This window comes from Ruegeria sp. O5 (assembly GCF_056535105.1).
The window spans coordinates 95634-108581 of the sequence record NZ_JBQERN010000001.1 but is presented as its reverse complement, the minus strand read 5'-3'; the positions used below and the strand labels follow the sequence as shown (position 1 = coordinate 108581).

Below are 12948 nucleotides of genomic sequence, written 5' to 3'. Positions count from 1 at the left end.
CCCAAGGGAAAAGGAGCCAGATCATGAGCCGCCGTCTGTTGATCGTCGAAGATGACGCTGACACCAGGGATTTCATTGCCAAAGGGTTTGGCGAAGAAGGCTATGTTGTCGAAACGGCTGCTGATGGCCGCGAGGGATTGTACCACGCAACGGATGGCGGGTTTGACGCCATTGTGCTGGACAGGATGCTTCCCGGTCTGGACGGGCTGTCCCTGATCAAATCCCTGCGTGCAGCAGGGCTGAAAACACCGGTCTTGATGTTGACGGCCATGAGTGCAGTGGACGAGCGCGTCAAAGGATTGCGATCAGGCGCCGACGATTATCTGGTCAAGCCCTTCTCGTTTCAGGAACTTCATGCACGGATCGAAGCCCTGTTGCGACGTCCGCAGGAATCCGAGGAAACGCCGACTCTGACCTGCAAGGATCTTGAAATGGATCTTCTGACCCGCAAGGTTACGCGGGACGGCCATGAGATCACGCTGACGCCCCGTGAATTCCAGATCCTTGAATTCTTTCTGCGCCGCAAGAACCGTGTCGTGTCGCGTACCATGCTGCTTGAGGGCGTCTGGGATTATCATTTCGACCCGAACACCAACGTTGTTGATGTTCACATCTCAAAGCTGCGCCGCCAGTTGGATGAAGGCGGAGACACACCTTTGATTGAAACTGTTCGCGGAGCAGGTTACATGATGTCCGATGGATAACCTTCGGCTTTCCCTTAATAATTCACGAACAAGACTTGTCGCCACCAGCATGGTGCTAAGCACGTTCCTGACCGCGTCCGTGCTGGCACTGGTCTATGTGACGGCCAACAGAAGCATCGAATCCGAGACCCGATCAGTCGTGTCCGCCGAACTGACCGGGCTTGCAGATGAATATGAACGGCGCGGGCTGATCGGGCTGATCACAGCGATCGAACGCCGTCTTCCAAGCGCACCCGACCGAGACGCGCTGTATCTTCTGGCGGATCGGCAAGGCGTCAAGCTTGTGGGTAACCTGAAAACCTGGCCGGTCAATGTGACCGCCGGAAGCGGTTGGGTCGACCTTGAGTTGCGCAGGGCTGACAATGACCAACTGGTGCCTATCTCGGCGGCATCGATCCGCCTGCCCGGTGGCGAACGCCTTTTGGTGGGACGGGATGCGGCGGCCCGTCAACAATTCGACCGAGTGTTGTTCCGATCTCTGGCACTGGCGCTAGGGATAGCATTTGTTCTGAGCGTGATCACCGGCTGGCTATTCACACGCCTGGTGTTTTCACGCCTGTCGGACATTGCAAGCACAGCCGAAAACATCGTTTCCGGCGATCTTTCCAAAAGGATGCCCCTGCGCGGAACCGGAGATGAATTTGATCAGGTCTCTGGAACGCTGAACAACATGCTCGACAGGACCGAAGAGCTGGTCAGTAATCTGCGCACCACCTCAAACTCTATCGCACATGATTTGCGCTCTCCTTTGTCCCGTCTTCGTCAACGGGTCGAATCCCTTTCCGAGCCCGGCAAAAGCGATCTGGACCGCGAAATCGACATTGCGCGGGCAACGGGAGAAATCGACCATGTTTTGCGGGTCTTGGGACAGCTTACCGAAATTTCGCGGGCCGAGGCTGGTCTGGGTCGCGAACAATTCGAAGACATTGATTTGCAGCAACTGGTTGGCGATGTCGTAGAGCTTTACGATCCGGTGGCCGCGGATCAGGACATCCGTCTTGAGGTTACGGGCTCTGCCCTAGCTATTCAGGGGCACCGGCCCCTCCTCTCGCAGGCTCTTTCCAATCTGCTGGAAAACGCTATGCGCTATGCACCGGCAGATACCGCAATCACGATCTCAATCGGTACCCAAGGCGGATTTGCCCAATTGCGGGTTCGGGACCGTGGTCCGGGTGTTCCGCCCGGAGAGTTGGATCGCCTTCAGCTTCCGTTCGTCACGCTTGATCCGGCGCGGACGGAACGCAACGCGGGATTGGGGCTCGCACTGGTTGCCGCGATTTCCCATATGCATGGCGGGACATTCGCAGCCCGAAACTGCGACCCGGGTCTGGAAACCACGATCAATCTGGCAATTCAGAGTTAATCCGGCAGTCCGTTTACCGCCAATATCGTGTTTTTATACCGTTTATCGCCTGTAACTTCAGCACCGAACCAATCCGGTGGGACATAAGCATTTGCGGCTTCACTGGTATGGAATTCAACCTCAACCAAACGCAGGGGTTCCAGGCCGCCTGAGAAAATATCCAGCTCGAACTGGTGGCCGTCCGGCATTTGATCCGTATAACGTACCTTCTCGACCCGGCGTCCTTGGGTTTCCGGCCAGAAAGTTTCGAACTGGTCTCGGGTTATCTCTGTCTCACGCTCAACACGTACAAGATCACCTCCGCCTTTCAAGGTCAGGAAAAACACATCGTTCCTTTGCCGCAAGCGCAATTCGGTCGAATCATCCGGAGAGGTAAGATAACCCTGACGCACCATTGCTTTTTCTGCGCGGCTCAAGTCCGGTAAATTTGCCACCAAAAACTTGCGCTCAATTTCTGTACTCATCGGAGCGCCCCCACTCTTTCTTCCAGCTCATCAAACAGCGCCCGGTATGCTTGCCAGCCGCGCCGCGACCTGCGTAAGTATTGGCAAAGGCCCGATGCTGCGCCATTGAAAAGAACGACCGCAGCTTTTCTGATGCATATTGTGTTTGTCGAAAATGCTAATCAGTTGACCAAATAACCGCTCGAACAGGGTTGTGGGAATGGCAGGAACAAGGATTTCATTGGCGGCTCGAGAATAGACCCCAGACGCATCCCCAGAATCGCGATCGCACAGCAAAACCTGCCGACCGGTTTGCACACAGACATAGGCCAGGTTCACGGAAGTCGCGGTTTGTCCAACACCGCCCTTATTGCTGTAAAAGGCAATGATCTTCATTCCTTACTCCTTTTTGTGGTGAAACAGACTGCGGAACATGTGCCGGATTTCTTGCCCGTCGAACTGATGGAAACTTGCGACAACGCGCTTTCTTTCCGTCTTTTGGCGTTGATCAAGCACAGCGATTAGGCCGCCCACGGACAAACCGATCTGCGCGTCCACGCGGCCTTGCGTATCGGCGTGCGACGCTACAAAGGTCAACAACGCATCTTGCTGAACAGAATAATCGTTGAACAAACCAAGACTATCCTGAAGTTTTTTCAACGGCTTAAGGATCATTCTAAATCCATTCCCGTCGAATAGTGGGGTAAACAATTCCATCAGGTATCTTAGTTTTTTGCATTCGATACGAAGGTCATGCACCGTCCTGTCTGGTTTATCGTCGCTTATGCCGCGCGCCAGTTTGCACACCTTGCGATAGCGCTTCCAGATCAGCGCGCAGGCATAGTCATACGCACCGAGATACGCGTTTGGCCCAAGGTCCAAGTGATCTGAACTTGCAAACATTGCGGTCAGGTCGGTCATGGACGTCGTGTAGTCGGAGCTGCCCAACCAGCGTGACAGGCGCAGTTGCTCTTGTGCACGTTCCGTTTGAAACTGATCAAACATCTCGGACAGTCCTGAGTGAAGGTTCGGCGGGATAAGATTGAAATACTTTTCTTTTTCCAGAAGGTAGACATCCAAATCACGCAGAGGTCCAGTACAGGTCATGAGGTCGGAAAAGACCCGCTTCAGCTCGGCCGTCTGGGCTACGGACAACACCCCCTTGAACAGGCTGATCACTGACCTGATCTTGCGCAGCGATACCCGGTAATCGTGCAAAAACTCAGTGTCGATATCAGCGATCACGCCCTCTTCGTTTTGCCGCGCAACCCGCAGATATGTTTGAATGATTTTTGCAGCGACTTCGCAGGAAGGTTCTGCTTGACCAATCTTCATTTCAGGCTTGGCCTGATAGGGAACCATGTCTGGAACCAGGCTGGAATAGAGCGTTTCAATATCATGAACACCGCCCGTAATGTTGGCGAGAGCAGAACAGACCAACTGATAAGCCTTCTTATACCCGCGCAACTTCTGAATTCGTACAATGGTCGCCTGCCCTGATGGCGTCGACATGTACGTTAAAGTTCCCCTGACTTTTGTCTTTTGCAGATCATCTAGTACAGCAAAGGTCTGAACCTTGATCTCCCCAACACCGATCTGCGTCAGCGCCCGTAGTTCAGGAAAGTCGCTCAGCGCCTTCTGAACCGGCCCTTCTGGCAAGTCCCGTGCAAACCGCAGATGCCCCGAGTGCTGCTGAGACAAAGGGCCGTGGTCCTTCCGCAGCAGGTGCAACACCCCGCCAGTATCGATCAAAGCACGACCCGAGGCGCGCAGTGACTGATCGTGACAATCCAGCAATGCGAAAGCTGCGACGGGGCTATCGGGTGAAACTTTTTGGGAAAACCCGGCAATGGCATTTGCCAGAGCCGTTTCGTCAATCCTCGCTGGGAAAATGAACTGATCGCTTGACGATCTGGTCATGATACGCCTTTCCAGTTCAACTTCAGAAACCCCTTTACAGGTTTCTCAACGATCATATGCGCGCGCCCCTTGTTTGGTTTGGTTGCTCCAACGCCATCCAAGGTTCTCCTTTTCAGTCTCGGCTGAACCCGAAAGGACATCAAGGCATTATGCCTGCGACCGAGTGTAATCACGGGGTGACAGGCCTCGGGTGCCGAAGTAAGACACCGCTATGAGCGAACCAGTATCTTCGATCCGAAACCTTGGCCCCGCCTTTGAACAGGCCTGCGCACGTGCTGGTATTCATTCGGCTGAGGCGCTGCGAGAACTGGGGCCGGACGAAGCCTATGCCCGCCTGTTGCGCGCCGGCACCAGGGCGCATTTCATCGGATATTATGTTCTGGTGATGGGATTGCAGGGCCGCCCGTGGAACGATTGCAAGGGCGACGAGAAGAAAGCCCTGCGCGAAAGGTTCGACGCAATCAAAGCTGGTAACGGTGCTGCTCCGGAAAACCAGATGATTGCAGATCTGGACGCCATCGGAGTTCGTGTTGCACCAAAGGACTTAAAGCAGCTCTGAACGAATAAGGCCGCACCCAACCAAGGATGCGGCCCCTGTTTGTCACCAATGGCTGTGGCTTAACCGACCAGTTCAATGCCCGAAAAGAAGTATGCGATTTCAACCGCTGCGGTTTCCGGTGCGTCCGAACCGTGGACCGAGTTTTCACCGACCGATTCCGCGAATTCAGCGCGGATGGTGCCGGGGGCTGCGTCCGCAGGGTTCGTTGCGCCCATGACTTCACGGTTCTTTGCAATGGCGCCTTCGCCTTCCAGAACCTGAACAACAACCGGAGCCGACGACATGAATTCGCACAGTTCGTCATAGAACGGACGTTCGGCATGAACGTCATAGAACTTGCCAGCCTGAGCTTTGGTCATGTGAATGCGCTTTTGCGCCACGATGCGCAGGCCTGCTTCTTCGAACTTGGCGTTGATCTTGCCGGTCAGGTTGCGGCGGGTTGCATCGGGTTTGATGATCGAGAATGTGCGTTCCAGTGCCATGTCGGCCTCTCCTTATAATGTGACGCGGGATCCGCGCCGAAATCCATCGCGCGCCGGGTATCACGGTCTTTGATCCATGAAAAGTGTAATGATGCCTTGCCGGTGGCTTTGCAGTTCAGATTGTTTCTGGCAAAGGGTCGACACGGTCCAGTCGACGAACGTAAAGCACCGCCATCAAGCCGGCAAAGCTACAGGCCCACATCATGCCCAGTACCAGATACGGCCCGTTTTCGGGGCTGACGAACGCGCCGGTCATTGAGGTCAGAACAGCTCCCAAAGCCACGATCATTGCCCCCGACAGCCCTGCCGCGCTACCTGCCAGCCCGGGGCGTACCGACATGACACCGGCCGCGGCATTGGCATTGGTCAAACCGTTGCCAAAGCCGACACAGATTGCCGAACCGAAGAAGACCCAGACCGATCCCAGATCAGCGAGAAACAGCATCAATCCGCAGAACGGGCCAGTTGAGGCCACGATCCGCCCCGACAATATCATTGTCGTCAGGCGCGTCCGGGCCGCAATCCGACCGGTGACAAAATTGCCAACCATGAACCCGCCGGTGATGACGCCAATCCCCAGCCCCAGCGTTGCTGGGCTCAGGTCGAACCACGCTGCGGCAACCGGCGGCGCACCGGTGATAAAGCTGTAGAACCCCCCAATCGAAAACGCCGCGCATAGGGCATAACCCCAGAACCTGCGGGCACGGAACAGGTGTGGGTATTCGCGCAGTTGGGCACCAAATGTGGACGAGCGGTTCGTGTTGGTTTCGCCCAGGTCGAACCAAAGCAGCACCAGCAACCCTGCTCCAAGCAACGAGTACAGGACAAACCCCGAACGCCAACCGAAAAGCATATCCAGCGCCCCACCCAACATCGGCCCAAGCATCGGGGCTAAGGCCATGGCCATCGCGACGTAACCGAGTTTGCTTGCCGCCTCATTCGGTGCGTAACGGTCTCTGATCGACGCGCTGGACAGGACTGAGCCCGCGACAACAGCAGCCTGAAGCAGGCGGAAGCCAAGAAAAACCCAGATCGATCCGGCCAGTGTGCATCCGATCGACGCAAGGACAAATATCGATATACAAATCAAAAGGATAGGTCTGCGCCCAAAGCGATCCGATAACGGGCCCATGATCAGTTGCAACACTGCCGAAACCGCCAGATACCCCGCGACCGACAGGTTCATCAGGCCGTAATCCACCGTGAAGTCTTCACTCATATGCGCCAGCGACGGCAGGAACATGTTGAGCGTCAGCACAGACAGCGCCGTAGCAAAGATCAATGTGATCAGGGATGGAGGCGTCCGGGCCGCGCGCATGTGAAAAACCGCTTCAAAAAGCAAACGAGACAGCGCTAACACATTGCTTGATGCTTGAAAATGCCAAGCCGCTGGCGGCGGCATCACACCTCTGCTAAGAGCGCCTCATGTTACGGATCGAAGACATCACCTATGCCGTTGAAGGCCGCCCAATGTTTGATGGCGCCAGCGCAACCATACCAGACGGTCACAAGGTTGGCCTTGTGGGCCGAAATGGCACGGGAAAGACCACGCTTTTTCGCCTGATCCGCGGGGAACTGGCGCTGGAATCGGGCAATATTTCGGTCCCCAAGCGCGCCCGCATTGGCGGGGTCGCGCAGGAGGTCCCATCATCCAATGTTTCGCTGATCGACACTGTTCTGGCCGCTGATACCGAGCGCAACGCCCTGATGGCCGAGGCTGGCAACGCAACGGATCCCACGCGAATTGCCGAAATCCAGACGCGGCTGGCCGATATCGACGCCTGGTCGGCCGAGGCCCGCGCGGCCTCGATCCTCAAGGGGTTGGGGTTTGACGACGCAGACCAGTTGCGCCCCTGCTCGGATTTCTCGGGCGGTTGGCGGATGCGCGTGGCCTTGGCGGCGGTTTTGTTCTCGCAACCGGATTTGTTGCTGTTGGACGAACCGACCAACTATCTGGACCTCGAAGGCGCGCTGTGGCTGGAAAGCTATTTGGCGAAATATCCCCACACGGTCATTATCATCAGCCATGACCGGGGCCTGTTGAACCGTGCCGTAGGGTCGATCCTGCATCTGGAGGATCGCAAACTCACCTATTACGCTGTGCCTTACGACAAGTTCGCGGAACGGCGGGCGGAACGTCTAGCGCAGGCGGAATCCGAGAATGCAAAGGCAAAGGCCCGCATCGCTCATTTGCAGAGCTTCGTGGATCGGTTTCGCTATAAGGCATCCAAGGCCGTTCAGGCCCAATCGCGCCTGAAAATGATCGAACGCATCCAGTTGGTCTCAACCCCGCAAGAGGCCGCGCTGCGTGCGTTTTCCTTCCCCGAACCCGAGGAACTGTCGCCGCCCATCATCCAGATCGAAGGTGGTGTCACCGGCTATGGCGAGATCGAAGTACTGCGCCGCCTGAATCTGCGCATTGATCAGGATGACCGCATCGCGCTGCTGGGTAAGAACGGTCAGGGCAAATCTACCCTGTCCAAACTGTTGTCAGACCGCCTGCCCCTCATGGCGGGTAAGATGGCCCGCAGCAACAAGCTGCGCATCGGGTATTTCGCTCAGCATCAGGTGGACGAGCTTTATGTGAACGAAACGCCACTGGACCACCTGCGCCGCCTGCGCCCGGACGAGGCGCCTGGCAAGTGGCGCTCGCGTTTGGCGGGGTTCGGCCTGAACGCAGCTCAGGCGGAAACCGAGGTTGGCCGCCTGTCGGGTGGGCAAAAAGCACGCCTGTCGCTGCTGCTGGCCACCATCGACGCACCGCATATGCTGATCCTCGATGAACCGACGAACCATCTGGATATCGAAAGCCGTGAGGCGCTGGTCGAAGCACTGACCGCCTATTCCGGCGCTGTCGTGCTGGTCAGCCACGACATGCACCTTCTGTCGCTTGTTGCCGATCGGTTGTGGCTGGTCTCGGACGGTACGGTCAAATCTTATGACGGTGACCTAGAATCCTACCGGGCCCTTTTGCTGGCGCGTGACAAGCCGGTGAAAGAAAAGCCGCAAACAGAGAAGCCCAAACGTACCTCGCGCGATACCATGCTGGCACTGCGGGCGGACCTGCGCAAATGCGAGGACCGGGTCGAGAAACTGACAGAGATGCACGACAAGCTCGCGGCAAAACTGGCCGACCCGGCTTTATACGAGGACGACAAGATCAACGATCTGGAAACCTGGAACCGCAAATTCGCCGAGGTGGTCGAGGCCATGCAAAAAGCAGAAGCGCTTTGGATCGCCGCTGCCGAGCGACTGGAACAGGCAGAAACGGTATGAGCGATCCCGTTGTTGAAACCAAAGCGATGATCGCGGGAATGCACCCCGAAATTCAACCCGACGAATTCGCATTTGTGGTCTGGCCTGAAGATATGGACTGGCCCGACGGGACACGCGCCAGTTACGTCGAGGCCGAAGGACTGTCTTTAATCGTTCCGATCCATTGCGCACCAAAAGAGGCGTTTGCTATGCGTTGTATCACGCTTCAAGTGCACTCCTCGCTCGAAGGCGTGGGTCTGACCGCTGCGGTCTCCGGGGTGTTGGCACAGGCCGGAATTCCGGCGAACATGGTTGCGGGCTATCACCACGATCATGTTTATGTTCCCTCCGGACGGGCCGAAGACGCCCTAAAAATTTTGAAACATCTGCAACAGAGTAGCAAAGAGTGATTGACACCGCATTTCTGATCACTGCGTTCACAACGCTTTTCGTGGTTCTTGATCCACCGGCGCAAACCCCGATTTTTGTGGCCCTGACCCAGAACATGGATTGGCACACGCGCCGCTCTGTCGCTGTTCGCGCGTGCCTGACTGCTGGCGGCATTCTGGCGATGTTCGCGGCCTTCGGCGAAGCGCTGCTGGGATTTGTCGGCATCTCGATGGAGGCGTTTCGTGTTGCGGGGGGTGTTTTGCTGTTTCTGACCGCGCTCGACATGCTGTTTGAACGCCGGACCAAACGTCGTGAAAACAGCGCCGAAGAGGAAGAACATCCGGACCCGTCGGTGTTTCCACTGGGTATCCCACTGATTGCAGGGCCCGGTGCGATTGCCACTATGATCCTGCTGGCCGGTCAACATCCCGGCATTCAGGGCCTGGCCGTGGTCATCGGCGTTATGCTGGTCGTTCTGGCAATGGTTTTTGTGATGTATCTTTCATCAGGGGCCGTGGCACGGCTTTTGGGGAAAACCGGGCTGAACGTGTTGACCCGGCTTCTTGGGATGCTGCTGGCTGCATTATCTGTTCAGTTTATTCTTGATGGCCTCAAGGCCTTTGGATTCGCATCTTAAGCCCCCATATTCACAAGGTTAAGGGGATTTCCGGGAACCGCATGGACAGTTTCGATATTGGACGCCTGATCTATCTGGCCCTGCTGGGGGCGGCGCTGCTGATGTGGTTTGTCACGCATAATCGGCAGTCGCTTGGCAAGACGTTTCAGCAGGTCATGGCATGGGTGTTCATTTTTGTCGGGGTCATTGCACTGGTCGGTCTGTGGGAGGATATTCGTTCCTCGGTCGCTCCCGCGCCGCAGATGAGTGTCACCGGTAACTCGGTTGAGGTTCCCCGCGCTTATGATGGCCATTATTACCTTCCGGTTCTGGTGAATGGTGAGCTGATCACCTTTCTTGTCGACACCGGTGCCAGCCAGATCGTGTTGAACGCGCGGGATGCCAAACGGGCAGGCATTGATCCCGATCAGCTGAACTATTTCGGGCGCGCCTTGACTGCAAACGGTGAGGTGCGTACCGCGCCGGTGCGGCTTGAGACCCTGACGATAGGACCCATTACGGATCAGAACGTTTCGGCCTGGGTCAACGAGGGCGAACTGGATAAGTCTCTTTTGGGGATGGAATATCTGCACCGTTTTTCAAGCATTCAGTTTGCGGATGGCAAGCTGATCCTGTCCCGTTGATGCTCCTCACCTCTTGAGAACAAAAGTGGAACATGATAGCTTGCGGGCATGTCTGCTCAGCTTCTTGGTCCCAAACCTGCACGTCAGATCCCGGGGATAAATCTCCATTCGCAGATCACCCTGCAACCGGGTCGCGTGCACGAGGCTTGCGGCCCCGCCCGACGCAGCTTTGCCATCTGGCTGGCCGGTCAGACACAGGGTCCCGTGCTGTGGATTTCCCCCGCGTGGGAGCCCGCCCAACTGAACCCCGACGGAATGATGGCCTTTGCTGATCCGGCGCGTTTTCTGTTCGTCCACCCCACCCGCGCCGAAGATCTGCTATGGTGTATTGAAGAGGCGCTGCGCAGCGGGGCCATCCCGCTGATCATAGGCGACCTGCCCGGCGCGCCGGGGCTGACGCCGGTGCGGCGGATGCATCTGGCCGCAGAACAAGGCGGTACGATGGGCCAAGCCCCGCTTGGCTTGCTGCTGACGCCCGGTGATGGCGGCGCACAAGGGGTTGAGACACGCTGGCACATGGCCGCCGCCCATCAGGGGGATGCCAGGCACTGGACCCTGACCCGCCGCCGCGCCCGCGCCCTGCCCCCGGTCAGCTGGCAGGCCACTCAGACTGCTGCCCGCACCGGTCTGCACCTGAAACGCATTGAAACAGAGGACATTCTGACGTGAAGCCGCAAGGATCACGCAAGATGTGACTCGCCAAACTCCGGATCGCACCCTAGCGTCGCCGCATGAGCCATCCGATCCATGACAGCCGCTATTCCTGGATTCGCCTTCTGATCACGCTCGCCATCGCAACTGTGGCGAATGTAGGGATGTGGGCGGTCATCGTGGTCATGCCTACTGTCGAAGCAGAATTCGGCGCCAGTCGCGCCGAAGCCTCGATGCCATATACGCTTACGATGATCGGATTTGCGCTGGGCAATATGTGGCTAGGACAACTGGTGGACCGGCTGGGCGTGACACGCGCCCTGATCGGCGCCGCTGTATTAAGCGCCTTCAGCTATCTATTGGCAACGCTGGCCCCGAATATAACACTACTATCTGCGGCGCATCTGCTGGTCGGGCTGGGAACATCGATCGGGTTTGGCCCCTTGATCGCCGATATCTCGCACTGGTTCATGAAGCGGCGTGGGTTCGCCGTCGCATTGGTGGCCAGCGGAAACTATATCTCTGGCGCAATCTGGCCCACCCTGCTGTCCGGCATTCTGTTACGGGATGGCTGGCAACAGGTCTACCTGACATTGGCGCTATTGACGCTGCTGATTGTCATCCCCCTGTCCTTGCTGTTGCGTCGTCAGGTCCCGGTCGAAGCACACAGCACAGCCGCGGCCACAGCCCAGATCAACGCGCGCACTGTCGGCGTTTCACCACGCGTGTTACAGTACATCCTTGGACTGGCTGGTATTGGATGCTGCGTAGCGATGTCCATGCCACAGGTCCATATCGTGTCGTATTGCGTCGGGCTGGGATACGGCCCCGCAGTGGGGGCTGAAATGCTATCGCTGATGCTGCTAGGTGGCGTCGCCAGCCGTATTCTCTCGGGCCTGTTGGCCGACCGTCTGGGCGGCGTCATGACGCTTATGATCGGCTCAGTCTTGCAGTGCATCGCCCTGTTCCTGTTCCTGCCATATGACGGGATGGTCTCACTTTATGTGATCAGCTTGCTGTTCGGTCTGGCGCAGGGTGGCATCGTGCCCAGCTACGCTTTGGTTGTCCGTGAATACATGCCGCCGCAGGACGCCGGGGCGCGGGTCGGATTCGTCTTGATGATGACCATCCTTGGCATGGCGCTTGGCGGCTGGATGTCAGGCTGGATTTACGATGTCACCGGAAGTTACCACCTGGCCTTCGTCAACGGAATTCTTTGGAACGGTTTGAACATTGCCATCATTCTGATGTTGATCAAAAGATCCCGCCCCAGACGGGACACGGTCATGGCGTGACACACCTGACCCGCCGCTTGGTGCTTGCAGGGATGGTGGCTCTGCCTTTGGCCCGTACGGTGCAAGCCGCGTTGCAGCCATACATTTTGTCAACGAAAGCCACCGTGGTTGGTTTTACCTTTGATCTGTCAGGTATCCCTCAGACCGGATCAATGCCGATCCGGCAGGCGGACGTACAGATTGACATGCACCGCCTGCAAAACAGCCGGGTCACGGTGGTGCTGGATGTCAACAAGGCCGGAACACGCTTGCCCTTTGCCCGCATGCCGATGCTCGGCCCCGGTGTTTTGGGCGCCGAAACCTACCCGACAATTCAATTCGTATCGACTGACATTCAATTGGGGGCCGATGGGCGCATATCGAATGGTGCTCGTGTCACGGGGGAACTGAGTATCCGAGATGTGACGCACCCCATAACTTTGGATGCCAACCTATACCGCCAGCCCGGAACAGCCGCGAACGACCTCAACCGCCTGTCCATAGGTTTGACCGGGACATTGAACCGGCACGATTTCGGTGCCTCGGGTTATCCCGATCTGGTAGGACAAAACGTCGGACTGGACATACGTGCCGAGATCATTCGTGCAACCTAATCGACAAAAAGCAAAAAACGACTGGATAAAGTC

At 57.0% G+C, this 12948-nt stretch carries 15 protein-coding genes; 10 read left to right on the top strand and 5 right to left on the bottom strand.

Annotated elements, in window-relative coordinates; translation table 11 throughout:
* The first annotated feature begins 23 nt into the window (after nt 1-23).
* Nucleotides 24-704, top strand: coding sequence for a response regulator transcription factor (locus tag ACR0M3_RS00515; protein ID WP_267366336.1), 681 nt, complete (start codon nt 24-26; stop codon nt 702-704).
* Nucleotides 697-2067, top strand: coding sequence for a sensor histidine kinase (locus ACR0M3_RS00510; protein ID WP_480909204.1), 1371 nt, complete (start codon nt 697-699; stop codon nt 2065-2067). Before ACR0M3_RS00515 ends, ACR0M3_RS00510 begins: the two co-directional genes overlap by 8 nt.
* Here ACR0M3_RS00510 and ACR0M3_RS00505 read toward each other — a convergent pair.
* The 3 genes from ACR0M3_RS00505 to ACR0M3_RS00495 are packed head-to-tail and all read right to left on the bottom strand — an operon-like array spanning nt 2064 to nt 4262.
* Nucleotides 2064-2531: a CYTH domain-containing protein gene (locus ACR0M3_RS00505; protein ID WP_480909202.1), complete on the bottom strand. Its 468-nt coding sequence runs from the start codon at nt 2529-2531 to the stop codon at nt 2064-2066. The genes ACR0M3_RS00510 and ACR0M3_RS00505 overlap by 4 nt on opposite strands.
* A 30-nt stretch (nt 2532-2561) precedes the next feature.
* Nucleotides 2562-2906, bottom strand: a complete 345-nt coding sequence (locus ACR0M3_RS00500; protein ID WP_480583889.1) for an AAA family ATPase — start codon at nt 2904-2906, stop codon at nt 2562-2564.
* Nucleotides 2907-2909: 3 nt separating this feature from the next.
* Nucleotides 2910-4262, bottom strand: coding sequence for a CHAD domain-containing protein (locus tag ACR0M3_RS00495; RefSeq protein ID WP_480909199.1), 1353 nt, complete (start codon nt 4260-4262; stop codon nt 2910-2912).
* Between the two features lie 379 nt (nt 4263-4641).
* Here ACR0M3_RS00495 and ACR0M3_RS00490 point away from each other — a divergent pair, with 379 nt between their 5' ends.
* Nucleotides 4642-4989, top strand: a complete 348-nt coding sequence (locus tag ACR0M3_RS00490) for a TfoX/Sxy family protein (protein WP_480472383.1) — start codon at nt 4642-4644, stop codon at nt 4987-4989.
* A gap of 59 nt (nt 4990-5048) precedes the next feature.
* Here ACR0M3_RS00490 and ndk read toward each other — a convergent pair whose 3' ends face one another.
* On the bottom strand, nt 5049-5471 hold the full coding sequence (gene ndk / locus ACR0M3_RS00485) for a nucleoside-diphosphate kinase (protein ID WP_008757405.1): 423 nt from the start codon (nt 5469-5471) through the stop codon (nt 5049-5051).
* Nucleotides 5472-5586: 115 nt separating this feature from the next.
* Nucleotides 5587-6789: a multidrug effflux MFS transporter gene (locus ACR0M3_RS00480; RefSeq protein ID WP_480909197.1), complete on the bottom strand. Its 1203-nt coding sequence runs from the start codon at nt 6787-6789 to the stop codon at nt 5587-5589.
* 107 nt (nt 6790-6896) lie between these two features.
* On the opposite strand from ACR0M3_RS00480, the gene ACR0M3_RS00475 reads away from it, so the two are divergent.
* The 7 genes from ACR0M3_RS00475 (at nt 6897) to ACR0M3_RS00445 (ending at nt 12915) form a co-directional block, all read left to right on the top strand.
* Nucleotides 6897-8747, top strand: a complete 1851-nt coding sequence (locus ACR0M3_RS00475; protein ID WP_480909195.1) for an ABC-F family ATP-binding cassette domain-containing protein — start codon at nt 6897-6899, stop codon at nt 8745-8747.
* Nucleotides 8744-9136 (top strand): ACT domain-containing protein, encoded by a 393-nt coding sequence (locus tag ACR0M3_RS00470; RefSeq protein ID WP_480558577.1) that lies wholly within the window; start codon nt 8744-8746, stop codon nt 9134-9136. Before ACR0M3_RS00475 ends, ACR0M3_RS00470 begins: the two co-directional genes overlap by 4 nt.
* Nucleotides 9133-9753, top strand: a complete 621-nt coding sequence (locus ACR0M3_RS00465) for a MarC family protein (protein ID WP_480472375.1) — start codon at nt 9133-9135, stop codon at nt 9751-9753. Before ACR0M3_RS00470 ends, ACR0M3_RS00465 begins: the two co-directional genes overlap by 4 nt.
* A 41-nt stretch (nt 9754-9794) precedes the next feature.
* Complete coding sequence (locus ACR0M3_RS00460; RefSeq protein ID WP_480481265.1) at nt 9795-10376, top strand: retropepsin-like aspartic protease family protein; 582 nt, start codon at nt 9795-9797, stop codon at nt 10374-10376.
* A 48-nt stretch (nt 10377-10424) separates the two neighbouring features.
* Nucleotides 10425-11045, top strand: a complete 621-nt coding sequence (locus ACR0M3_RS00455; RefSeq protein WP_480481267.1) for an ImuA family protein — start codon at nt 10425-10427, stop codon at nt 11043-11045.
* Between the two features lie 62 nt (nt 11046-11107).
* The gene (locus tag ACR0M3_RS00450; protein ID WP_480909193.1) at nt 11108-12322 is read left to right on the top strand and encodes an MFS transporter; all 1215 of its coding nucleotides are present in this window, start codon (nt 11108-11110) and stop codon (nt 12320-12322) included.
* Nucleotides 12319-12915, top strand: a complete 597-nt coding sequence (locus ACR0M3_RS00445) for a YceI family protein (RefSeq protein ID WP_480909190.1) — start codon at nt 12319-12321, stop codon at nt 12913-12915. The genes ACR0M3_RS00450 and ACR0M3_RS00445 overlap by 4 nt, the downstream gene beginning before the upstream one ends.
* Nucleotides 12916-12948: the final 33 nt, after the last annotated feature.

Excerpts from the sequence above, each read along its gene's own strand:
- ACR0M3_RS00515 (WP_267366336.1), top strand. The coding sequence starts at position 24 with ATGAGCCGCCGTCTGTTGATCGTCGAAGATGACGCTGACACCAGGGAT.
- ACR0M3_RS00510 (WP_480909204.1), top strand. The coding sequence starts at position 697 with ATGGATAACCTTCGGCTTTCCCTTAATAATTCACGAACAAGACTTGTC.
- ACR0M3_RS00505 (WP_480909202.1), bottom strand. The coding sequence starts at position 2,531 with ATGAGTACAGAAATTGAGCGCAAGTTTTTGGTGGCAAATTTACCGGAC.
- ACR0M3_RS00500 (WP_480583889.1), bottom strand. The coding sequence starts at position 2,906 with ATGAAGATCATTGCCTTTTACAGCAATAAGGGCGGTGTTGGACAAACC.
- ACR0M3_RS00490 (WP_480472383.1), top strand. The coding sequence starts at position 4,642 with ATGAGCGAACCAGTATCTTCGATCCGAAACCTTGGCCCCGCCTTTGAA.
- ndk (WP_008757405.1), bottom strand. The coding sequence starts at position 5,471 with ATGGCACTGGAACGCACATTCTCGATCATCAAACCCGATGCAACCCGC.
- ACR0M3_RS00480 (WP_480909197.1), bottom strand. The coding sequence starts at position 6,789 with ATGCGCGCGGCCCGGACGCCTCCATCCCTGATCACATTGATCTTTGCT.
- ACR0M3_RS00475 (WP_480909195.1), top strand. The coding sequence starts at position 6,897 with ATGTTACGGATCGAAGACATCACCTATGCCGTTGAAGGCCGCCCAATG.
- ACR0M3_RS00470 (WP_480558577.1), top strand. The coding sequence starts at position 8,744 with ATGAGCGATCCCGTTGTTGAAACCAAAGCGATGATCGCGGGAATGCAC.
- ACR0M3_RS00460 (WP_480481265.1), top strand. The coding sequence starts at position 9,795 with ATGGACAGTTTCGATATTGGACGCCTGATCTATCTGGCCCTGCTGGGG.
- ACR0M3_RS00455 (WP_480481267.1), top strand. The coding sequence starts at position 10,425 with ATGTCTGCTCAGCTTCTTGGTCCCAAACCTGCACGTCAGATCCCGGGG.
- ACR0M3_RS00450 (WP_480909193.1), top strand. The coding sequence starts at position 11,108 with ATGAGCCATCCGATCCATGACAGCCGCTATTCCTGGATTCGCCTTCTG.